At 48.4% G+C, this 21,906-nt stretch carries 22 protein-coding genes and 4 pseudogenes; 6 read left to right on the top strand and 20 right to left on the bottom strand.

What is annotated here, in order from left to right; all coding sequences use genetic code 11:
• The first annotated feature begins 111 nt into the window (after positions 1-111).
• Entirely contained in the window at positions 112-1,059 is a 948-nt protein-coding gene (locus tag BTA35_RS15955; RefSeq protein WP_078320810.1) for a helix-turn-helix domain-containing protein, read from the top strand.
• A gap of 273 nt (positions 1,060-1,332) precedes the next feature.
• Here the strand turns inward: BTA35_RS15955 and BTA35_RS15950 are convergent, their stop codons facing one another.
• Entirely contained in the window at positions 1,333-2,208 is an 876-nt protein-coding gene (locus BTA35_RS15950; protein WP_078320809.1) for a LysR family transcriptional regulator, read from the bottom strand.
• A 95-nt stretch (positions 2,209-2,303) separates the two neighbouring features.
• Here BTA35_RS15950 and BTA35_RS15945 point away from each other — a divergent pair, with 95 nt between their 5' ends.
• Complete coding sequence (locus BTA35_RS15945; protein ID WP_078320808.1) at positions 2,304-2,780, top strand: PaaI family thioesterase; 477 nt, start codon at positions 2,304-2,306, stop codon at positions 2,778-2,780.
• A 153-nt stretch (positions 2,781-2,933) separates the two neighbouring features.
• Here BTA35_RS15945 and BTA35_RS18960 read toward each other — a convergent pair.
• Positions 2,934-3,065, bottom strand: a pseudogene (locus BTA35_RS18960) (transposase); the annotation flags it as partial.
• A 152-nt stretch (positions 3,066-3,217) separates the two neighbouring features.
• Between BTA35_RS18960 and BTA35_RS15935 the strand changes: the two are divergent.
• Positions 3,218-3,460, top strand: a complete 243-nt coding sequence (locus tag BTA35_RS15935; protein WP_078320807.1) for a type II toxin-antitoxin system Phd/YefM family antitoxin — start codon at positions 3,218-3,220, stop codon at positions 3,458-3,460.
• Between the two features lie 7 nt (positions 3,461-3,467).
• A complete protein-coding gene (locus BTA35_RS15930) occupies positions 3,468-3,767 on the top strand; it encodes a type II toxin-antitoxin system RelE/ParE family toxin (protein ID WP_078320806.1) in 300 nt (99 codons plus the stop codon).
• A 314-nt stretch (positions 3,768-4,081) separates the two neighbouring features.
• Here the strand turns inward: BTA35_RS15930 and BTA35_RS18955 are convergent.
• The 10 genes and pseudogenes from BTA35_RS18955 to BTA35_RS15880 form a co-directional block, all read right to left on the bottom strand.
• A pseudogene (locus BTA35_RS18955) lies at positions 4,082-4,306 on the bottom strand (transposase); the annotation flags it as partial.
• Positions 4,260-4,448, bottom strand: a pseudogene (locus tag BTA35_RS15920) (Txe/YoeB family addiction module toxin); the annotation flags it as partial. The pseudogenes BTA35_RS15920 and BTA35_RS18955, both read right to left, overlap by 47 nt.
• Before the next feature lie 89 nt (positions 4,449-4,537).
• Positions 4,538-5,047, bottom strand: coding sequence for a ClbS/DfsB family four-helix bundle protein (locus tag BTA35_RS15915; protein WP_078320804.1), 510 nt, complete (start codon positions 5,045-5,047; stop codon positions 4,538-4,540).
• 107 nt (positions 5,048-5,154) lie between these two features.
• Positions 5,155-5,784, bottom strand: a complete 630-nt coding sequence (gene catB / locus BTA35_RS15910; protein WP_078320803.1) for a type B chloramphenicol O-acetyltransferase — start codon at positions 5,782-5,784, stop codon at positions 5,155-5,157.
• 78 nt (positions 5,785-5,862) lie between these two features.
• Entirely contained in the window at positions 5,863-6,870 is a 1,008-nt protein-coding gene (dmeF, locus tag BTA35_RS15905) for a CDF family Co(II)/Ni(II) efflux transporter DmeF (RefSeq protein WP_202931287.1), read from the bottom strand.
• Positions 6,867-8,135, bottom strand: a complete 1,269-nt coding sequence (locus BTA35_RS15900) for an MFS transporter (protein ID WP_078320802.1) — start codon at positions 8,133-8,135, stop codon at positions 6,867-6,869. The genes dmeF and BTA35_RS15900 overlap by 4 nt, the downstream gene beginning before the upstream one ends.
• Entirely contained in the window at positions 8,125-10,308 is a 2,184-nt protein-coding gene (locus BTA35_RS15895) for a TonB-dependent receptor (protein ID WP_078320801.1), read from the bottom strand. Before BTA35_RS15895 ends, BTA35_RS15900 begins: the two co-directional genes overlap by 11 nt.
• An 81-nt stretch (positions 10,309-10,389) precedes the next feature.
• The gene (locus tag BTA35_RS15890; RefSeq protein WP_078320800.1) at positions 10,390-11,463 is read right to left on the bottom strand and encodes a helix-turn-helix transcriptional regulator; all 1,074 of its coding nucleotides are present in this window, start codon (positions 11,461-11,463) and stop codon (positions 10,390-10,392) included.
• 202 nt (positions 11,464-11,665) lie between these two features.
• Positions 11,666-12,904 (bottom strand): MFS transporter, encoded by a 1,239-nt coding sequence (locus BTA35_RS15885; protein WP_202931286.1) that lies wholly within the window; start codon positions 12,902-12,904, stop codon positions 11,666-11,668.
• Positions 12,905-13,108: 204 nt separating this feature from the next.
• Entirely contained in the window at positions 13,109-13,546 is a 438-nt protein-coding gene (locus BTA35_RS15880) for a MarR family winged helix-turn-helix transcriptional regulator (RefSeq protein WP_078320798.1), read from the bottom strand.
• A gap of 87 nt (positions 13,547-13,633) precedes the next feature.
• Here BTA35_RS15880 and BTA35_RS15875 point away from each other — a divergent pair, with 87 nt between their 5' ends.
• Positions 13,634-14,113 carry a DUF2798 domain-containing protein gene (locus tag BTA35_RS15875; protein ID WP_078320797.1) on the top strand — a complete coding sequence of 160 codons (480 nt, stop codon included), beginning with the start codon at positions 13,634-13,636 and terminating at the stop codon, positions 14,111-14,113.
• A 32-nt stretch (positions 14,114-14,145) separates the two neighbouring features.
• A complete protein-coding gene (locus tag BTA35_RS15870) occupies positions 14,146-14,841 on the top strand; it encodes a siderophore-interacting protein (protein ID WP_161489880.1) in 696 nt (231 codons plus the stop codon).
• Between the two features lie 78 nt (positions 14,842-14,919).
• Here the strand turns inward: BTA35_RS15870 and BTA35_RS15865 are convergent, their stop codons facing one another.
• The 8 genes and pseudogenes from BTA35_RS15865 to BTA35_RS15830 form a co-directional block, all read right to left on the bottom strand.
• Positions 14,920-16,095 carry a pyridoxal-phosphate-dependent aminotransferase family protein gene (locus BTA35_RS15865; RefSeq protein WP_078320795.1) on the bottom strand — a complete coding sequence of 392 codons (1,176 nt, stop codon included), beginning with the start codon at positions 16,093-16,095 and terminating at the stop codon, positions 14,920-14,922.
• A gap of 161 nt (positions 16,096-16,256) precedes the next feature.
• Positions 16,257-17,273: an ACR3 family arsenite efflux transporter gene (arsB, locus tag BTA35_RS15860; RefSeq protein WP_078320794.1), complete on the bottom strand. Its 1,017-nt coding sequence runs from the start codon at positions 17,271-17,273 to the stop codon at positions 16,257-16,259.
• A 9-nt stretch (positions 17,274-17,282) separates the two neighbouring features.
• A pseudogene (gene arsH, locus BTA35_RS15855) lies at positions 17,283-18,000 on the bottom strand (arsenical resistance protein ArsH).
• A 3-nt stretch (positions 18,001-18,003) separates the two neighbouring features.
• Positions 18,004-18,474 carry an arsenate reductase ArsC gene (locus BTA35_RS15850; RefSeq protein ID WP_078320793.1) on the bottom strand — a complete coding sequence of 157 codons (471 nt, stop codon included), beginning with the start codon at positions 18,472-18,474 and terminating at the stop codon, positions 18,004-18,006.
• Between the two features lie 12 nt (positions 18,475-18,486).
• Complete coding sequence (locus BTA35_RS15845) at positions 18,487-18,819, bottom strand: metalloregulator ArsR/SmtB family transcription factor (RefSeq protein ID WP_202931285.1); 333 nt, start codon at positions 18,817-18,819, stop codon at positions 18,487-18,489.
• A gap of 346 nt (positions 18,820-19,165) precedes the next feature.
• Positions 19,166-19,633, bottom strand: coding sequence for a DMT family transporter (locus BTA35_RS15840; protein ID WP_078320791.1), 468 nt, complete (start codon positions 19,631-19,633; stop codon positions 19,166-19,168).
• A gap of 62 nt (positions 19,634-19,695) precedes the next feature.
• Positions 19,696-20,280, bottom strand: coding sequence for a TetR/AcrR family transcriptional regulator (locus tag BTA35_RS15835; protein ID WP_078320790.1), 585 nt, complete (start codon positions 20,278-20,280; stop codon positions 19,696-19,698).
• Between the two features lie 363 nt (positions 20,281-20,643).
• Entirely contained in the window at positions 20,644-21,900 is a 1,257-nt protein-coding gene (locus BTA35_RS15830; protein WP_078320789.1) for a DEAD/DEAH box helicase, read from the bottom strand.
• Between the last annotated feature and the right edge of the window lie 6 nt (positions 21,901-21,906).

The raw sequence follows: 21,906 nt of genomic DNA, 5'->3' as shown, positions 1-21,906 counted from the left end.
GATTATCATTTGGATGCTTATTCATTTCGTCAAAAAACATATTCAATACGTTTTTTAGGTACGCAGTGGCAATAGCTGGCAACAATATTGGAAGATAGGAAGCAGAAAAACATGGCGTATCGAGTCAATAAAAATGCTTTTTTTACCGACGATAGCCTTAACAAGGGTTGGCAGAGATTGTCTATGTCAAAAGAGCTAGGAGAGTGTTATGTCGATCGCTTTGCCCTAGCACCGGGGTTGTCGATTGCCTATTCAAGTTACACACCAAACCGAGACATCATTGAAGAAAGCATTATCGAAAGAAGAGCTTCTACTTTCAGTTTAACCTATGGGTTAGAAGGCCTCTCATGCTATCGCTCCAAAAATTGCCTGAATGAAGATTTTGTTTTTTCTTCTAACCACACAACCTTGTCCACTTTTGGAAACAGTTCTGGTGAAAGGCTTTTTAAAGCCAATCAGAAAGTCAGCCAGCTGCGTATTTTAATCGATGGTCGCTTTTTTGAAGATTACGATGTTCCTTTTGAGTGCGATACTGAAAAAATACCTACACCAAAACAACATTGGCGCGCAAAAACAGCGAATCACACTCAATATTATATAAACAGGTTAATGGCATTGATGATGAGTAGTCATACAGAAAGGCCATTAGAAAAGAAAATTTTAACGTTTAACCTACTCAGTGAGCAGCTTTCATTACTAGGAAAAAACTTCGATAAAGAAATACAAAAACCTTCCATCAACCGTCTGGATGAACTCAAATTAATCAAGGCGAAATCCCTGATGATTCGGTATATGAGCGAGCCATTAACATTAGCGTATATTGGGAAACAGGTGGGATTAAGTGAAAGCAAATTGAAATCAGGCTTTAAAGCCGTTTATCAAATCAGTCCTTATAAAATGCTACTGGAAATCCGTATGAATAAAGCATGGGAGCTCCTTGAAGCTGGCAACCAAGTTGCCCAAACAGCTTACGCAGTGGGCTATCAGCACCCTTCAAACTTTAGCACAGCCTTTAGTCGTTTCTTTGGCCAAGCACCTAAATCCTTGTCTAAAAAGTGAGGTTTTATGTGTACAAATTTCACTCGATGACACCTGTATTTGCAGTTCGAGTGAACTGGCGGCTTTTTTTGCGGGGCCGGATAAAGAAAAACCAGCTAGATAAGACCTTGATTAAGCAGCATTTTTCACCCACTCGAAAATATACGGCCGCTCAGCCCTTAACGGGAATGCACGACTGGATTAACACTCAAAATTCCACCAGTGCTTTAAATGTAAATCAGAAGGCTGATTTTGGTCGGATAAATTATGGGAGCCCCGTTTTTAACAACACTTTTACACTTTTCGAACGGCCTGCTCAATTGCACTCGTCAATGCCGAAATAACCCTCAAAGGAGTACCTACCTTCCATTGCAAGCCTATATTGCGCTCGATATTCAGCCCTGAAACTTCCACCGGTATCAAACCAGGAGGAACCAGTTTTTCCGGAGCCAAGGTGAAGCTTTGGCTGTGCTTTACGAGTCGAAAAGCCAGGTCTTCGCGCTCAACCCTGCCTTGAACATTAAGTTTAACGCCCGCGCCTTTAAGTCGTGCATAGCCTAATGGATCCAACTCACAGCGAGACCTATGTATAAAGGGGTATTTGGCTAAGTCTCGAATAGAAATTGTGCCTGTGCTCTTAATATAGGGGTGGTCTGGGTTTACAACAGCCACGAGCCGCTCTCGCCAAAGCAGCTTGGCATTAGGGGTCAAGTCACCCACATTATTCCAAACAATATCTAGTCGTTCCTGACTAAACCAGCTGGTTACCTTTCTACTGGAACCCTCCCACCAATTAAGACTGACATTAGGTTCAGCCGCTTTGAATAGCAAGAGCGCATCCGCAACCACGTCCTGCGGAAGAGTATCGATGACGCCCAATATTATTTTCACCTTCTCGGTTGACTGACCAGCAAATTCCTCTAAAGCAGACTCACACTGTTCCAGTATATTCAAAGCCCTTTGATAAAACCGCTGCCCTTTTAGAGTCAGACGTAACGGCCTATTTGATGGTCCACTACGATCAAATAACCCTCCTCCTAACTCTTCTTCCAGTGCTTTAAGGCCTGCCGAGATTGTTGGTTGCGATATATGCAAACGCTCTGCTGCTTTAATAGCACTACCATAATCTACGACTGCTACTAAAAACCGTAAATGCTGGGTTTTAAGCATAGAAAAAACCTATATCAAAATATAAAAATTATTAAATATACCAATAACATAGATATTGTTAAATTACAGTCATTATCTAAGACCAAGGAGTTCTTATGACTGTTATGCTTCCCACATTAGAGTTTCTTAAAAAACAAATCGATGGCAGCTTGCCTACAAATGCAAAGACAGAAATGCTGTACCCAACAGCTATTTCCAAGCTGCTCGGCTTCCGTATCATCGCCGTAGATAACGCACTGGCATCCCTGGCAATGAATACTGATCCCGCCTTACACGGTAATCAGCAAGGCACTGTCCACGGCGGACTACTCAGCGAACTTGCAGATGCCACCATCGGTACGGCCCACTCTACCGCTATTAAATCAGGTGAGTCTTTTACGAGTATTGATCTGCAAATTAAATTCTTCCGCCCTGTGTGGAAATCGACACTCATCGCTACAGCAAGTCCCATTCAGCTCGGACGCACCATTAGTCATTACCAGTGCGAAATACTCAGAGAGGACGGCAAGTTAGTAGCTATGGCTTCGGGCACCATCATGACACTTCGTGGGTCTCAGGTTATTGGGCGCTAAACCTCAATACAAGAAAGTGCTTTTTTCAAGCCTGGTATTTAAAAAAGCACTATTCACACCCAAAAATCATGATGTAAATAAATAAGACAAGGGTGGCTTTTGGTCATTAACATATACAGCAGATCGATCAACGATCCAGACCACTTAATTCCCAATGGCCAAGGACTGGCTGCTGACAAAATAAGCATGGGTGGTGAGGTGCGGGACGGTATCGCAGCATCACTGGATCTCACGGCTGGAGGTGATGCCTTTGGAATAAGCAAACAGGATGATTTTTGTAACCACAAAAACCAACGCATAGTAAAAATGCCACGCGTTGCGAATCCCTCTTGACCAGTTTGTTAGTTTACATTTCGCACGAATCACACGGTTTAATTAAATTGAACATTTCATGCGATATATTATAATCTAACTGTATACTCAATTAGGAACTGACCATGCATACATTAACAGCCAATGATGCCAAACGAAATTTCGGCGAACTACTTCTAAGCGCACAACGCGAGCCAGTAAAAATCAGCAAAAACAGTAAAGATACTGTCGTTGTCATGTCCATTCGTGACTTTGAAGAGCTAGAAGCTATGAAAGTTGAGTACCTCAAACACTGCTTTAAGTCAGCTAAAGAAGACTTGAACACTGGAAACGTTGTTGACGGCAAAAGCTTTCTGAACTCGCTGTAACTAACTTATGCAAAAGAACAAATACAAGCTAAGTAACTTAGCGCAATCTCACTTGCGCAAAGTAAAAAACTACACTGTTGAAAACTTTTCTGAATTACAGTGGCATAACTACAAAGATACTCTGCTATCAGGGTTTCAGATGCTAGCTGATAATCCAGGTTTAGGCAGAAGTTGTGACGAGATATATCCAAATGGCTTTTATTTCCCGATTGGAAAACACACAGCTTATTTCACCAAAGAAGATGACTTTATCTTAGTCGTTGCTGTCTTAGGTCAATCACAGCTACCCCAGAATCACCTGAAATAACACAACTTTGACCCTAGAAATAATAACTGGGGTGAGCGTTTATCCATGCAAACTAACGAGTCTGTAGAAAAACCTGTCTTCAGCCAGCTTTTCCCACCAACAGCTCGCTCTCTGTTGTTTATTTTCAATGGCCGGTTTTTATCGGCCATCGTTTGTTGATTCTGTATTTCCAGCCTTTTTAAGCTTTGGCTGTCTGTATGCCAGGTATCCTGCTGCTTTCAGTGTCTGTTTAAGGCTGTACTGGCTCTGTTTTACTGGCTGATATGCCCATATTTTGCCAGTTTTTCTACATTATGCACTAGGCAATACAGTTGCCACTGAACCTCGTGGCTGGAGGTGATGCCTTTAGAATAAGCAAACAGGATGATTTTTAGCAGAATCGCCTGGGCATAAGCAGGGCGACCTTCGCTATCATTCTTATAAGGCTGATGAAACGTGGAAAGATCAGCTTTTCAGCCTCTTTAGAAAAAACGGGGATAATGCAGGGCGTACTCAAAAGTACCGGGCTGCAACTGATCCTGATAATTGATCACCACCATTGACGTTTGGTTGTAGCCCTAGTGCTTGAACAAGCCTATTGGTATCATCAATACGGCGGGACCAAAAGCCAGATAGGTTTTCTTTTAGTGGCTCTGGTTTACCTATGCCCTCAAATGGAGAGTGCTTAATATCATTGATAACGCATATTGCACAGACTCTACGCATACAGCCTAAATCACTAAAATCAGCGCATAGTAAAATGCCACGCGTGCTGAATTACTCTTAAACTGTTATGTGAGTTCTCGATTGAAACGCCGAACTTTTGTACGCATGTTTTTCATAGGTGATGACGTATTAAACTGAATCATGCGCCCGAAAGTCCATTGTTCATGCCACGCAACACCATACAGCTCATGGTCACTTGAGCTTGAAATGAGTAAAAGTATCTCGTTAACTGTAGACTCAAGCTCAATGAGTAAATCACCATATCTCCAGTCCCGATACTCTTCGTAGAAGCTTTCGGCGAGTGAGCCTAATTGGTTCCATTTATAACCAGTTTCCGGGAATTCTACAGGCTGGTTTTGAGATCTTAAGTGATGCCATTTAAGAACGAGTTTCCCCCAGCCTATCAAGTAAGCCACGGTATCGCTAACACTAATGACTGTACCTTTGACGTTTCCCTCTACACCAAGTTTGCGAGCTTTGCTTTCCGGAATTGAACGATAGTCAGCCATGAGTTTCGGAAATATTGAGCTTATGGCTAACTCCAATTCATCCTTATTTTTTGGTATAGAAGACATTTAGCCCACCCATTCACATAACGAACCTGTAGAAAAACCTCTGCCAAAAAATAATCATTTTTCTGCTAAAAGAAGGCGCAATTTTAATTACGTCATTACTGTGCCTGTTATATTCTGATCTCTCTTTTCCAATACCTATATAGCCCTTCAATGTCCGACGAACAAAGGTATTTCATACAATCTTTTAGCTTTAGCTCAGACCAAGTCCACCACTTCATCTCTAACAACATAGAAACCTCAGATTCTGAAAACCGAAACCTAATATGCTTCGCCGGATTAGAACCCACTACTTCATATGAAGCTACATCTTTGGTTACTACAGCACGGCCAGCAATAATCGCACCGTCCCCAATTTTGACACCAGGCATAATCATGGCTTCGGAGCCAATCCACACATCATTTCCAATGACAGTGTCGCCGGAACGCTGGAAACCGTCTTCGGCACTCGCGAAGTTTTCATCATCTTGATAGAAAAACGGAAATGAGCTAATCCAGTCACTTCGATGTCCTTGGTTTCCAGTCATCATAAACACCGCACCAGAACCTATAGAGCAATAGCTACCGATTACCAGCTTATCAACATCACTTCTATCTGGGCTAAGGTAGCGCGCACAATCGTCGAAACTATGACCATGATAATAACCCGAGTAGTAGCTATGTTTACCAACAATTATATTTGGGTTCGTCACCTGTTCAATCAACTGAACACCCAAAAAAGGAGACGCAAAATAGTTCATAAATCCAACTTTATATCCAAGAAAATATCGGGGTTTCTATAGCTAAAACCAATTTTTTAACAAGTAAGTAATGACCACTTAATCAGAAGTATTACAGGTTGAGCAGTAGTTGATTTCAACAATGGGGTGGTGCAGGCCGTCGATGTCGCTAAGCAAGGCTTTGCAGCTGTCCGGGGTAATGGCGGTGTCATGGGTCACCAGGCTGGCGACCAGGGTCCAGGCACCCTGCCCGACTGACCAGAGGTGCAGATCCACCACGGCTACGCCATTCTGGCTTTCGAGCTGGTTATTAACCTTGTTCCGAAGTAAATCAGGCCCTTCCATATCCAACAGTACGCTGGCGGTTTGTTTCAGAAGGCCGGCAGCCCAGCGCAGAATCACAAAGGATGCCGCCAGGGCGATGGCAGGGTCTAACCAGCTCCAGCCCCATAACCAGGCTGCCAGTAAGCCAATCATCGCGGCAACCGATGTTACGGCATCAGCGATCACATGAACCAGAGCGGCTCTGAGGTTGTTGTCCTGCTGATGTGCGGGTTTATGACCCATGTCGTGGCCATGGCTATCACCATGATGATGGTGATGGTCGTGGTGATGCTCATGCGCCCCCGCCAGCAGCCAGGCGGAAAACAGGTTTACCAGCAGCCCCAGCACAGCAACGATTGCCGCTTCTTTAATCATTAAATCCTGGGGGGTCAGCAACCTGTGAATCGATTCCACCACCAGCCAGACGGTTGTGGCGGCCAGAAACAAAGCGCTGGTCCAGGCGGACAGATCAATAATTTTACCGCTACCCAAACTTAGCCGGCGATCCTGGGCGTAACGCCGTGTCAGGTAATAGGCCAGAGTCGCCAGCCCAAGGGCCAGGGCATGACCACCCATATGGATGCCATCAGCCAACAGCGCCATAGAGCCGGTCAGCCATCCACCCAGTATTTCTGCCAGCATGGTTGCCAGTGTCAGCAAAGTGACCAGCAGGGTGCGTCTTTCCGCTTTTTGCCTTTTACCCTGACCAAAGTCATGTGGATGCTGGTGTTCACAAACAGTCTCACAGGATTCCCCTGAACCGGAATGCATCCCCGCTATCATCTGTACGCCCCCTCTTGTATTTTTTCCGGATGAAAGTCCGTCATGGATGCATGATCGGCACCAGACGACTGAAATCTGAGTGATAAAAGCAGCCCTGACAGACCCAGTATCAGCGCAAAAAGAATCACCCCACCATAACCTAACCAACCGGCCAGCAACATACTGGCAGCAGCCATTAAATAACTCAGCAAAGCGTTAATGCCAAACTGCATGGCATAATCCGTGGAGGGCGTGGCCTTTGATGCATGATCCATCATCAGAGTCATCAGTACCGTTGTGACGGCGGTGAAGGCAAAATAAAACAGACCGATGGCCAACCCCACACTGAGTAGATCAGTATAGCCCAACACAGGTAAGAGTAGCGCCAGCAAGGCCGCGCACTGAAAAATAGCCGATGAGAGCAGCACCCGACGCCGGGTATAACGATGTAACAGCCAGCCCACCAGAATTGAAGCAAAAACACCAACCAAACTCCCGATCACATTCATCACCAGACCGATCTGCTCCATGGACCAACCGACATCCACCAACAGAGGCGTCAACAGCCCATAAGCCAGCCCGATGCCCGCCGGAAAAATCAGCAACAGCCGCAGCCAGCCACCGTAGTGAGGCTGCTTCCAGAAGGTTTGTATGTAACGAAAAACATTACCGACCCCCTGAACAACCGGACGGGTATCCGGCTCCCGGAAGAAAAACAGCAATATCAGACTGATGCTGGTTCCTGCGGCTAACAGATAGAGACTGCCCTCCCAGCCCAGCCAGGGGTAGAGTATTAAAACGCCGCCCCCACCCAGCATATTACCAATCAGGCCACCGGCAGACTGAACGCCGTTACCCACTCCCCGTTCTGTCGGTAGCAACAGGCTGCAGGATAAGCCATCGGCAGCAATATCCTGAGTCGCCGACAAAAAAGCCAGCAACATACAATAAAGAAAAAGCTTGGTAAAAGAGCCATCCAGTGGTTGCTGTGCAATCACCAGCAACACCACAACCATCAAAAACTGCAGTAACAACAACCAGCTTCGAAAATGACCACGACCAGGCAATTTCCAACGATCAATGGCAGGTGCCCAAAGAAACTTAAACACCCAGAAAAGTCCCAGCAGATAAATCACACTCAGACTTTCCAGGCTGTATCCCTGCTCCCGCATGATGGCAACCAGGGCGATCAGAAAGAACCCCATCGCCACAAACTGAGTAATATAAAGACTAAACAGCAACACCCAGTTGTAACGCGTCATTTCCGACGGCTGATCAGAATGCATGGCTTATCCCCATTCCCAGCAGTCGTCCTTCACCCGGCGCGCCCAGAGTGGCATCCGGCCCACCCGACATCATGGATGGGTAATAAAAACCATACAGGTCATACTCCTCATCCAGCAGGTTACTGCCCCAGAGATAGACCTCGGTCTGCTTCATGGTCAGTGCAATGCGAGCATTAACCAGCTGGTACGAAGGCAGTTCAAGGTAGTTCTCCGGGCCGCTGAAACGGTCGCCCACATAACGCCAGGAAAGGTTACTGTTCAGATAAGCCCCTGAAAAACCAGACAACTTAACCGGATGCTGGTGATTCACCGCCAAAGAGGTATTCCAGCGAGCGGCTTCAGGCACTCGGTGCCCTTTTTCAACACCGGAAGCACTGCCTGCGGCCACCCCAGTAATTTCTGCATCGGTGTAAGTCAGCGCAGCGTTCAGGCGTAATGACTCAAACATCTGCCATTGAATATCCAACTCTGCCCCTTGGCTGCGGGTATCCAGATTCTCAACACCAACAGCAAAGGTAGTCGGGTCCCAGGTGTATAGGTGATCCTTGGAGGTCTCCGTCAGAAACACCGCTGTATTAACCAGCAGATCCCCATTCAGAGCCTCGCCTTTCCAGCCCAGTTCCCAGGCATCAACACTGGCGGCCTTATAGGCTTCATCCTTTCCGCCTGAAGCGATATTACTGCCATGGTCGCCCCAGCCCCCTGATTTATAACCCCGTGAATAAGATGCATAGAGGTTATTGTCGGCATTAAGCTGATAGCCCAATGCTATACGCCCCGTTGTATAATCATCGGTCAGCTTCTGTTTATCGGTGCGCACCAGCCCGGCATCAGGGTGGGTCGCATCCGCCTTCCAGTAATCCTCGTATTCTTTCTCATCCCAGGTATGGCGCAGGCCTGTTGTCAGTGACAGCTGCTGCGTTAATGGGAACGTCGTCTCACCAAACAGGGCAAAACTGGATGCTTCAAAGTCTCGGTCAATCTCGGCGTTATAGGGATTGGATGGATAAAAGGTGTCATTCAACTCGCTGGAGGCCATGTTCCGGTCACTTTGAAAATAGTGCAGACCTGTCACCCAGAACACCTTATCCCCGGGCAGCGATGACAGACGCAGCTCCTGATTAAAAGACTGCTCAGAAGTATCAATGGTTCTGTCAGCACTCGGCGGTGCCATACCGATCAGTTTTTCGTAGAGCAACTCTTCGTACATCGCGGTAACGGCCTGATCCTCTGAATCCACCAGACCCGTGATAGAGGTGAACTGCATACCATCCAGTTCCGTCTGAACATTCAATACCGCCTGACTGACATCCTTATCATCATCAATAAGACCTGGCTCAATTCCCATTGTTGGGGTTGATCCGTAAGGTCTGAGTACCATAGCCGCAGCGTGATCGCGCATGCGCTGATGGGACAGACTTAAAGTGGCTTCGGTAAAGTCTGTTGGCAACCATTTAAAAGTCCCTCGGGCAACCAGGGTTTCAGGTTCAGATAACGGCTGATTGTCGTGCAGGTTTTCTACCGGGTGCTCTGACCCCTGATAGCGCAAAGCAAAACGGCTGGTCAGATTATCATGCAACGGAAGAGTTCCAGCTCCTTCAACAAGGGTTTGGTTATTTTGGCCATATTCAAGCCTTACATTGGCTTCCGGCTCAAACCCTGGCTGACGAGTAATGACCTGAACAACCCCCGCTTCACTGTTTCTGCCAAACAGGGTTCCCTGCGGCCCTTTAAGCACCTCAACCCGTTCCAGATCCAGCGTCGCCAGCGTTGAATTAGCAACCGGCTGCGGCATACCATCCACATAAAGCACAACCGAACTATCATCCCGGCTGGTTTTGTTCAAAGCACCAACGCCCCGAATTCGGATCGCCGTGTTAGATGTATCTCCATAGGATTGCAGATCAACACCGGGGGTCAGCCGAAGTGCATCTTCCAGACTGTTCATCCGCTGCCGGACGATCTCCTCCTTTCCGATCACATTGATCGTCAACGGCAGGCGCTTGGCATCTTCCTCAACATGACGTGCGGTTACGGTAACCGCGCCTAACTGAGCACTCTCTCCTTCTTCATCTGGGCTCACTTCTGCGTGTAGCGCTCCTCCCGGAGATAACGCCGCCAGAAATAGAGCAACGGAAAGGGGACGTCGTAAAAAAGGGACTGCATGACTCATATACCCACCTCCTTAAAAAGATGAGAATATGTCTCATTTGTGATTGTATTACTGCTCTATTTGGAAAAAAGAAAACCCGAATCAGGAAAATGACAAGGTTTTTTTACGTGTAATCTGTGAGGGGCGATAACCAAAATGCTCACTAAACGCAGAGGAGAAGTGGCTCTGATTGGAAAACCCGACTTCCAAGGCCGCCTGTTGAACGGTATAACCTTGGGTAGACATCAGTAATCTGGCTTGTTCCATACGCAGGCTGCGGACATAGGCCTCTATGGTTAAACCGGTCACCTCTTTGAAGCCCGATTTAAGATAGCACTCATTCATACCGACCCTGCAGGCCAGTTCATGGATGGTCGGCGGTGTTCGCCACTCCTCATGCAGAATCTCTATCGCCTGACTGATCAGGCGTTTTTGCCGGGCATGGCGCTTCTCAACAGCGGTCATCCCGGAACCCTTTTCACCGGGGTTCAGTAGCCATGCCAGAAGACTCAACCCTAAAGATTCGTACTCCAGCCGGGAGCAGAGCGATGTGGTCGGGCAGGCCAGCATCTTCATCGCCAGCTTCCGTATTTCTGCCGTTACAACCCCATAGCGAAAACAATCTGGTGCCGTAGAATGACGACCCAGGGATTTTTTAAGCCTGCAGGGAGCCTCCTCCCGCCACACCTCCAGCATTTGAGCTGAAAGATCCAGACTGACACCACACACTCTCTTGCCTGAAAACTGAGTGGCACAAATATCTTCTGCCTGCCCTTTTCGCACCCAGATCTCACCGGCTTCCACCTGATCAGACAGATGCAGTTCAGGCACAGCCAAGCCGAAACTACCGCTTAACATCAGCCCAAACCCAAGCTGATCAGACAGATAACGGTAGTGACTCTGCAACGGATAGTTAAGGAAATAGTCGCTGCGACCAATAGAAAAACCACTGGGTAACTGCAGCAACTCCATACGCCCCTTACCAAAAGGCTGCTTTAATGACATCGAGAGTTGCTTACGGTCACTGGAAAAATGACAAATATCATCCGCCGTCAGATCTGCAGAGCACTGATTCGACATATCCTGTAATTGATCGATGAAATGCTGAAAGTCATCAAAAACAGGATGACGAGCAGCTTTATCCAAGGTGTTGACGGATTTTTGACTCAAACTCATAAAACCACCAAATGAAAATGATTATCATGTCATTTTGTGGTAACAGGTGTGATTAAACAAGGCATTTGCTGATATTCAGCAAACTTGCCCAGCCATTCAAGCATCTCTACCCAGGATAAAAGCGCCTCTGCCCAGGATAAAAGCGCGCCGCAGGTACAAAATACAGGCAAAATCAGTACGCCCACGTTGCAGCAAAAAACCTCTAACTCACCCGCTGCATATGGGGGTGGCGAAAAAACATCATCGCCGTCAAAACAGCCAGCGCAATAACACCATAACAAAAGATACTGACGGCAAGATGCAGCCCCCAGTGATCCGCAATCCAACCCACACCCAACACCGGTAGCATGCTGCCAATATAGCCCAGTACCAGATAAGTAGAGAGTAAACCGGCATGATTATGGGGCTGGGCAATACGGCCAACCATATTGATACCCGATAGCAGAGTCATACCATGGCCGAATGCCGTAATCAGTAATCCTGCCGCCAGAATCCATGGTGATTTCTGATCCAGATTCAGCAATAGCAGCCCGCAGCATAGAGCCAGTGCCAGCAGACCAAAGGTGCCGCACCAATGAAGCGGCAGGCGGCGCGTCATCAACTGTGCAGCAGAGGACAGAAACAGAATCACGGCAATGGAGATCCCGCTGATAAAAGGCCCTTTCCAATCGATCATCTGTTCCAGAAATAAGGGCGACATGGAGGCATAAAGACCAAATACGCCAAAGGCCAGAAAAGCACAAGCATTGGTCAGAATAAATGCCAGTGAGTGCTCCCGCTCCGACCAGATCAACTTTGGCAACCAGGCCCGGCTGGCTGGTTTACCGGGGATCACAACCCTGTCATGGGGCGGAAGGTCAAGACGCTGCAGAGCAAAAAATCCGATCGCAGACAGGGCCATAGTAGGTAAGTAAGCTGTGATCAAAGGGTTGGGCAACCACTGGCCAATAACTCCGCCAACAAGAGGCCCAAGACCAAAACCAAAGGCGATCAGCACGCTGCTCATGGAGGCTGCACGACTCGGGTGAGCACCGGTTGCCAATTGACGCAATCCTACAGAAGCAGACGTTGTCATCAGGCTGGAAGCGACGCCGACAATAAAACGGGCCAGATTAAGGCTTAGGGTATCCCAGGCCAGCATGGTTAACCCCGTACCCAGAAAAACCAGCACCAGTGACAACTGCATCACCCGGCGAAAACCGATCCGGTCAGACAGCTGCCCCAGAAAAAGCAGAGCAGACAAGGCACCGGCCATATAGACCACATAGATGACCGAAATATCACTGGCCTGAAGCAACCACTCACTTTTATAGATGCCATACAAAGGACTGATCAGCGCGGTACTCATCACACCGGCACACATAGCAAAACTGACCCAGAAGAAAGGAGAGCGGATCGCTTTCATCGACAACACCACACAGCAGAAAATGGAAAAGGACATCAAACGCAGGCTCTAACGTCCGGGAAAGATCAAAGCACACAACAGAAAAACCGCCGCTACAAGGCAAGACCTGCAGAGGCGGTTAAGGGAAGCGATCAAGGATCAGAAAGAGCTTAGGCTCTTGTGGTGATACACGCCATAAAAATAAATAAACAGGTGCATCCATGCGTTTAATAACAACACAATAAACCTGATCGGGAACACTCAGCCCTCAGACGCCCGTTTCGAAAAATTTGCAGTGATCTGTTCTGCAACCCGCAGAAAAGTTGCCAGGTCGTCTGCATCAACGCCCTCAGTCACCTCTTTTTGCATCTGCTGGGCGAATGAATCCAAACTTTCCTGCAATGCGATGCCCTCAGGCGTCAACACAAGAAACTGACTCCGCTTATCCTCCGGGTTGGGTTCTTTCTGAACCAGCCCCTGTTCAATCAAAGGTTTTACAAGGCGGGTAATCTGCGCCTTATCACGTTTAAAAAGCGTTGCAATATCAATCGCCGTACAGGGTGTCTGCCGACCTATCACGTTCAAAACCCGAACATGCATAGGGGCAATATCCATTTCATTCGCTTCAAGCTGACAACTGAGCCGCTGTTTTATGGCATGCGCTAAATGAAACGTCGACTCGATAACACTCGCCTTCATATAAACCTCAGGTATATATAGTTGACATAGTCAACCTAATTAAATATAGTTGACTAAATCAACCAAATCAAAACAGGAACACCAACGATGGAAAATACAGCAGTGAACACATCGCCTGAAAAAAGGCCTTTGTACCAAAAAATAGCGGTCCTTGCCTCTCTTATACTCATCGTGGGTGGAACATTAACGGGCATCATGACCTATATGAATACCGGGCTTTCAGAGAACTTCATCCAGTACTGGCTATCCTCGTTCGCTATTACGGTACTGTTTGTTATCCCAGCCAGCTTTGTATTGATCTCCCTGATCAGTAAATGGGTTGAGTCTTTACTACCCCATCATAAAACACATCACCGGCAGCTGGTTACCGGGGTAGCCATGGCTCTGGTAATGGAGTCAATTATGGCCGTTAGTACAACAGCTAATATCGTTGGGTTTTCAGACAGCGATGCTTTTGCAGCCGCATGGCTCCAGTCCTTTGCCGCCGCACTTCCCTTCGGGTTATGCATGGCGCTGATCATGTCACTGTACCTGAAACCCAAACTTGCACAATTCCTGGCGAGCTAACCTAGAGGACATCACTTATGAAGAAAATGAGAATGACACAGGTTATACGCACAGAGTCCCTCGGGCCGCATATGCGCCGGGTTGTACTCCATGGCAATGAATTAAGTGACTTTCCCACCGATTACGAAAGCGCCCATTTTAAAGCTATTTTCCCAAAACCAGGGGAACATAAACCTCGATTAGGCCTCTATCCTGGCTTCAAAAAGTGGATGCGCTCCTACACAGTTCGGGCCTTTGATCACCAGAAAAAAGAGCTGACAGTAGACTTCGCGGTTAACGACCATGAAGGGCTGGCAACAAACTGGGCAAAAAATGCTCAGCCCGGTGATTATCTGGGGGTTGCCGGCCCCGGAAGCCCAAAATACCCCGACTACAATGCAGACTGGCATCTTTTGATGGCGGATCTGACCGGGTTACCGGCGGTTGCAGCTATTCTGGAAAAGTTACCGGCAGATGCTATCGGTCACGCATTATTGCAAATCCCCGATATTGCGGATAAACAAGCTATATCAGTACCTGAAGGCGTCAGCCTGAGCTGGGTCATCAATAATGACCTATCCAGAAATGCACTTCTTGAGCACCTTGAAACGCTGCCATGGCAAAGCGGGGAACCATCAATTTTTGTCGCAACAGAAAGTGGCCAAATGAAAGCGATCAACCGATACCTGAAAACCAAGCCGGGCTACCAAAAGACTAAGACCGCAACCTCAGGCTATTGGGCAGCCTAAAATAGCCCGGTTTATACGGAAAAAACCCAAAAACCCGATGACAATCATCGGGTTTTAAACGACTTTTTGTAAAAGCGGTTACTGATAAACCGCCAGTGCAGCCTGACCCGCTTTACCGGCTTCCAGAGAAATGCCTTGGGCAAGCAGAGTGTTTTCCAGAGCCATCAGGCAGAACATAACATTACGCTGGGTGCAGGCCGCGCCCATCAGGCCGATACGCCATACCTTTCCGGCAAAGGCACCCAGACCCGCACCGATCTCCAGACTGTAATCGTTCAGCAGTGTGGTACGCAGGGCCGCATCATCCACACCTTCCGGGATAAAGACAGAGTTCAGCTGCGGCAGGCGCTCGCCTTCCGCGACCAGGAATTTCAGCCCCATCGCCTCAAGACCGGCACGCAGCGCCTGATGATGTTTATCATGGCGGGCCCAGGCGTTTTCCAGCCCTTCGTCCTGCAGCATTACCAGACCTTCATGCAGGGCATAAAGCGCGTTCACCGGTGCGGTATGGTGATAAGCACGCTTAGCACCGGCACCCCAATAACCCATCACCAGATTGGTATCCAAAAACCAGCTGGGTACAGACGTTTTACGGGCTTTAACCGCTTCTACCGCGCGCTCGCTAAAGCTGACCGGAGAGATACCCGGCGGGCAGGACAGACACTTCTGCGTACCGGAGTAAATGGCATCAATGCCCCACTCGTCCACACGCAGTTCAGAACCACCCAGAGAGGTCACGGCATCTACAATCGTCAGGCAATCATGCTCACGGGCCAGCGCACAGAGGGCTTTGGCATCACTGATGGCACCGGTAGAGGTTTCTGCATGAACGAAAGCCAACACCTTCGCATCCGGGTTTTGTTCCAGCGCGGCCTGAACTTTATCGACGCTGACCGCAGTACCCCAATCATCCTCCACCATGACCGCAACACCGCCACAGCGCTCGACGTTCTCTTTCATACGGCCGCCAAAAACACCGTTCTGGCAGACAATCACCTTATCACCCGGCTCAACCAGATTGACGAAACAGGTTTCCATACCCGCAGACCCCGGTGCTGAAACCGGCATGGTTAGTTCGTTTTTGGTCTGGAAAGCGTACTGGAGCATCTGCTTAATCTCATCCATCATCTGAATGAACGCCGGATCAAGGTGCCCGATGGTTGGACGGGACATCGCGGCTAAAACACGCGGCGCGATATCAGACGGGCCAGGGCCCATCAAAGTGCGAACAGGGGGATTAAATGATTGAATCATACTTAACCTATTTCCATCAGAAAGTTGCGCACAGAGCGCATAGGGATTTTGTTATGGAAAGGAGTTTAAAGCAGATTTCAGTTTATCGGAACCGTGGTGGCAGACTGAGCGTTCGGCTTAACCGTATCAGTCTGCCCGCCTCTGATGAATACTACCGGCCGCTAGGCAAACCAGTGCCGGGTTCTGTTAGCGAACCAGACCAGCGACAGCATTACCGGCACCTCAACCAACACGCCAACAACCGTTGCAAGTGCAGCACCGGAGTGTAAACCAAACAAGGAAATAGCCACCGCCACCGCCAGTTCAAAGAAGTTAGAAGTCCCTATCATGCAGGCCGGAGCCGCAACATTGTGGGGCAACTTCATTTTCTTTGCCATAAAATAGGCAATCGCAAAAATACCGTAGGTCTGAATTAACAGCGGAATCGCAATCAGCACAATCGCCTGCGGCTTTTGCAAGATGGTTTCAGACTGAAAACCAAACAACAGAATCACCGTCGCCAGTAAACCGACGATTGACCAGGGCTTCATCGTTGCCAGAAAACGGTTCAGGTGGGAGTGATCATCCGCTTTATCAAGTTTCTTCCGGGTTATTGCACCGGCGACAAGTGGAATCAGAACATATAAAACAACCGAAAGCAGCAGTGTATCCCAGGGCACATGTATATCCGATACCCCGAGTAAAACACCTGCGATTGGCGCAAATGCAAAAATCATAATGACGTCATTGATAGAAACCTGCACCAGAGTATAATTCGCATCCCCCTTGGTGAGCTGGCTCCAGACAAACACCATTGCCGTACAGGGTGCCACCCCCAGCAGAATCATGCCGGCAATGTATTCTGTTGCCGTTTCCGGATCGACCCAGTCAGCAAAAATCCCTTTAAAAAACAACCAGCCTAACAGTGCCATGGTAAAGGGCTTTATTAACCAGTTAATAACCAGTGTAAGTACCAGCCCTTTTGGCTTTTTGCCAACATCTTTCAGTGAAGAGAAATCAATTTGCACCATCATCGGATAGATCATGAGCCAGATGAGAAGAGCAATCACCAGATTGACATGCGCATACTCCACACTGGCAATAACAGCAAAAGCATCCGGTACGACACTACCCAACGCAATACCGACAACAATTGCGATCCCAACCCACAGCGATAGATAACGCTCAAATAAACCCATGCTACCTCCCTATATAGAACGCTGGTTAACCCGCTGGCTCAAAACCTCAGCAGATTCAACGCGCTCCGAATATCTGTCCACAAAATAATCCTTATTATTCCGCAGCAATAATGTAAATTTCATCAGCTCCTCCATCACATCCACAATGCGGTTGTAATAAGGAGAAGGCTTCATTCTGTCGTTGTCATCAAACTCAAGAAATGCCTTAGCAACACTGGATTGATTGGGAATAGTGACCATACGCATCCAGCGTCCAAGCACACGCAACTGATTAACAACGTTAAAGGACTGGGAGCCACCGCAAACCTGCATCACCGCCAGTGTTTTCCCCTGTGTAGGGCGTATACCGCCAATATTCAAAGGCACCCAGTCAATCTGACTCTTAAAGATACTGGTCATCGCTCCATGTCGTTCAGGCGAGCACCAGACCTGGCCTTCAGACCACATCATCAGTTCGATCAACTCCTGAACCTTAGGGTGGGAACGATCTTCTGTATCTGTTTGGGGAAGCCCCTCAGGATTAAAAATCCTCACTTCAGCACCCATTCGGGTTAGCAGGCGAGCAGATTCTTCAATAACTAACCGGCTAAATGAACGCTCACGCAGAGAACCATAAAGCAACAAAATCCGGGGGGGCGTGCTCAGCAGGTGGCCGCTGACACTTCTCGAAGGTTGGTATGTCAATCTTTGACTCATCAATATTAGGTAATGTGTGATCCTGAACCATCGTTTACTCTGCCCCCAAATCAATAAGTCCAGCTTTAAGAGCCTCCCCTGTGAGGCCTTTATCCGCCAACAGAAGCAGCTTATTCACCCGCGCTGTTATTTCAGCGATACAAGCGCGAAATGCCGTCGCCTTTTCCTCATCACGGCCTTCCACCCGGGAAGGATCAGCCAGGCCCCAGTGCACTTTAACGGCATCACCGAACCAAACAGGACACGCCTCTCGGGCCGCTGAATCGCAAACCGTAACCACAAGATCAGGCTTAAACGCCTCCAGATCATCCCAGGACTGACTTTGTAAGCCGCTGACAGAAATACCCGCTTCTTTCAGATATTGAATAGATAAGGGATGAACCTCCCCAGACGGCTGGCTGCCGGCACTTTTGGCGGTAATACGCCCACCTGCAATCTGGTTTGTAATCGCTTCAGACAAAATACTTCTGCAACGGTTGTGTGTGCAGATATATAAAATATTCATGGTCAGTTAGCCTTAACAGGTTAAATCATTCTGTTTGGATGCCATCAGTTTTTTGAGTGCTTCTGAAAAGTAGATTTGATTCTCTTCAGCTGTTTGCCTGATAACCTGCCTGGCCCACTCAGGCAGATCTTCATGAAGACTGTAATAAACCCACTTTCCCCGGCGTTCATCACGCAGAATATTGCACTTACGTAACGCCGCCAGGTGCCGTGATACCTTAGGCTGATCAAGTTCAAGCCCTGCCATCAGATCACAGACACAAACTTCCTTGAGCTCACTGATAATCAGGATCGACTTCAGCCTCGTATCATCAGATAAGCATTTGAAAAACTGCAAAGGATGCATGCTCATATCTCTTATAAAACATATGTGAAATATAATATATGTGTTTTTCCATATGTCAATAGATGAAACTGCTGCTAATACTCAGTGTTCAGCGATCTGACCGGATAACGGGATAACGGGATAACGGGATAACGGGATAACGCAGGAGGCTAAACGAAAAAAGTCACGGTAACAGCATGAGCAGAAACCTATCTCATCTGCGGGGCTCCGGTATCGATTAGCGCTTTTTACAGCGCCCGAGGCACCTCATCGGGCGTTTTTAGTTCAGGAATTGCCCGGTCAGGTACGATGACGCGGGCCCCCAATCATGGGCCACAACGCCCATAAGACCGGCTGAAAAAGCCAGCTACTGAATGGCAGCAGGTTTAACCTTGTCCAGCACCATAAAAACACCCGCCGCCATAAACGCAAGACCAACCATTCGTTGTGTCGTCAGGCCGTATTGCTGCGCCCCCAGCAGACCAAAATGATCGATGGCACTCATCGAAATCAACTGACCTAACAGCGCAAAAGCGATCGCATTGGAGATACCAAAGCGCGGCGCAATCCAGGTAACACTGATGATATAAAAAGCGACACAAAAACCTCCCAGATAAAAATAGAAAGGCGTATCAGACTGGAATAACTGCGTTGGCATTCCCTCCGTCGCCAACAGGTAGATCACCGCTGCAGTAAAGCCCACCGCCAGAGAGATCGCTGTCGCCAGAGTGGAACTCATTAACTTACCGCCAAGGCCGCCATTGAGCATAGCCATGGTTGGAATCCCAATACCGGCAATCAGCATACAGACCGCATAGATCAGTGCATTATTCATCCGACACCCCTTTTATCATCAATAGTAACGTCTTGTTTTTATTTTTCATTTCTCTTCTCCGGTTAATCCTGATCCGCTAAGCGCCCCGCCAGGTCGGTTCCCGCTTGCAATAGCTGATCGGATAGTTGTTCTGAAACAACCGCCCGCGACAGGGCGATAGAGCCGATCATCATGGACATAAACGCCAGCGCTTCCTGCTGTTTATCCGCATCCGCCTGAGCAAAAGAGCCCCCACATAACTGATCAAGGGTCTCTATAAGCTCCTGCTCGTAATAAGCCTTAAAACGATCTGAGCCCTTACCCGCCTCAGTGCAAAGAGAAGCCAGGGCACAACTGTCGGCCAGATCACCTCTGTGGGCTCCGGTGAGATAGCGTTTTGCCAAACGAGACAGACGCTGGGCCCAGCTTTCTTTTTTCGGCTGCCCCAGCCAGCGACTACGGTTGTCCTTTAAGGCATGATTCAGTGCCTGACACAGCATGTCGTCCTTGTTTTTAAAATGAGAGTAGAAAGCCCCATGGGTTAACCCCGCCTCCGACATAACCGAGGCAACACCAGCACCACTTAAGCCTTCTACCCGCATCTGTTTTCCTGCGGCATCAAGAATTTTTTCCCGTGAAGCCTGCTTCATCTCTGCCCTGACAGACATCGTATCAACCCTCTTTTGACCATTTCACATGCTTGTCCATTTCGCATGCCCGTCCATTTCACATGACAACCATCATGCAAGAAAACCACATGATGGCCATCATGTCAAAGTGCGTTAAAAACCAGACCAAAGATCATGGCTGAAGATAACGGCTCAGATGGTCGCCATTGAGTAAACAAAAGAATGGTGTTCAGAAGAGGCCGACTCACCGGCAGAGCGACCGTTGCGGTCACTCTGCAAAGGGCGGTGGAAGCCCGTATATTACGGCCAAACGAAAAGTGTGGATGTCCTTTTTATTTTGCTTTTTATTTTTTATTAAGCCGGAACCCTGCCTGCCCCCCAACGGAAGCTCTCCTTGCTTAACTAGCGGCGACGTCGGCTATTTCCCCTTGCATTACCGCCCTTACCTTTCCCTAACGCCCTGGCAAGCTGGGCTTTTTTAGAGGGTTTGCGTTTACCGCGCTCCTCCTCTTCCTGGGCCATAAAGTCTGGCTCAAAACCCGGAAACCACTGCATCATAAACGCTTCACCGGTGAGTTTTTTCACCTCCTCAAACAGGTATTTCTCTTTATGGGAGATCAGAGATACGGCGATACCTTCCTGTCCGGCACGACCGGTGCGGCCAATACGATGGATATAATCTTCAGCACTGTAGGGCAGCTCAAAGTTAACCACGGTCTGCAGCTCTTTAATGTCCAGTCCCCGTGCCGCCACATCGGTTGCCACCAGCGCCCGCACTTTTCCGGTTTTAAACTCTTCCAGTCCCCGGTCACGGGCCCCCTGGGACTTATCACCGTGTACCCCCGCAGCTTTAATGCCGTCTTTGGCTATCTCTTTCACCAGCTCATCCACCGCCTGTTTGGTACGGGTAAAGATCAGCACCTGTTGCCAGTTTTTGGAACCGATCAGATAGGCCAGCATCGCGGCTTTGCGTTTGGTGTCCACCTCGTAAAACAGCTGCTCGATTTTGGCCGCCGTAGCGTTACGCTCAGCCACTTCAATCAGCTTAGGGTTCTTAAGGATGGTTTTGCTGAGGGCAAAAACCTCATCATTAAAGGTGGCGGAGAAAAACAGCGTCTGGCGGGACTCCGGCAGGCGTTTCAGGATGCGGTTAATATCGTTGATAAAGCCCATATCCAGCATACGGTCGGCTTCATCCAGCACCAGCGTTTCGATAGCGCTGAGATCAATCAGCTCCTTCATCGCCAGCTCCAGCAAACGACCGGGGGTTGCCACCAGCACATCGCAGCCTTTATTCAGCGCATCAATCTGCGGGTTAATGCTGGCACCGCCGTAGGCGACCACAGAGCTGAAGCCTAAACCTTCGCTGTATTTCACAAAGCTCTGGTGAACCTGCTGAGCCAGCTCGCGGGTTGGTGTCAGTACCAGAGTACGGATCGCTTTTTGGTCATTTTCGGCGTTTTGGATCAGGTAACGGTGGATCACCGGCAAAGCAAAGGCCGCTGTTTTACCGGTGCCGGTTTGCGCACCGGCCAGCACATCGTGCCCGGCAAGAACATCCGGGATCGCTTCCAGTTGAATCGGTGTCGGCGTTTGATAGTTAAGGGATGCTAAAACCGCGAGTAAATCTGAATGCAAACTAAGAGAGGCAAAACTCATAACCAA

This window comes from Oceanospirillum linum (assembly GCF_001995095.2).
Lineage (GTDB): Bacteria > Pseudomonadota > Gammaproteobacteria > Pseudomonadales > Halomonadaceae > Oceanospirillum > Oceanospirillum linum.
The sequence above is the reverse complement of the archived record's forward strand: the minus strand, read 5'-3'. Positions and strand labels throughout refer to the sequence as shown.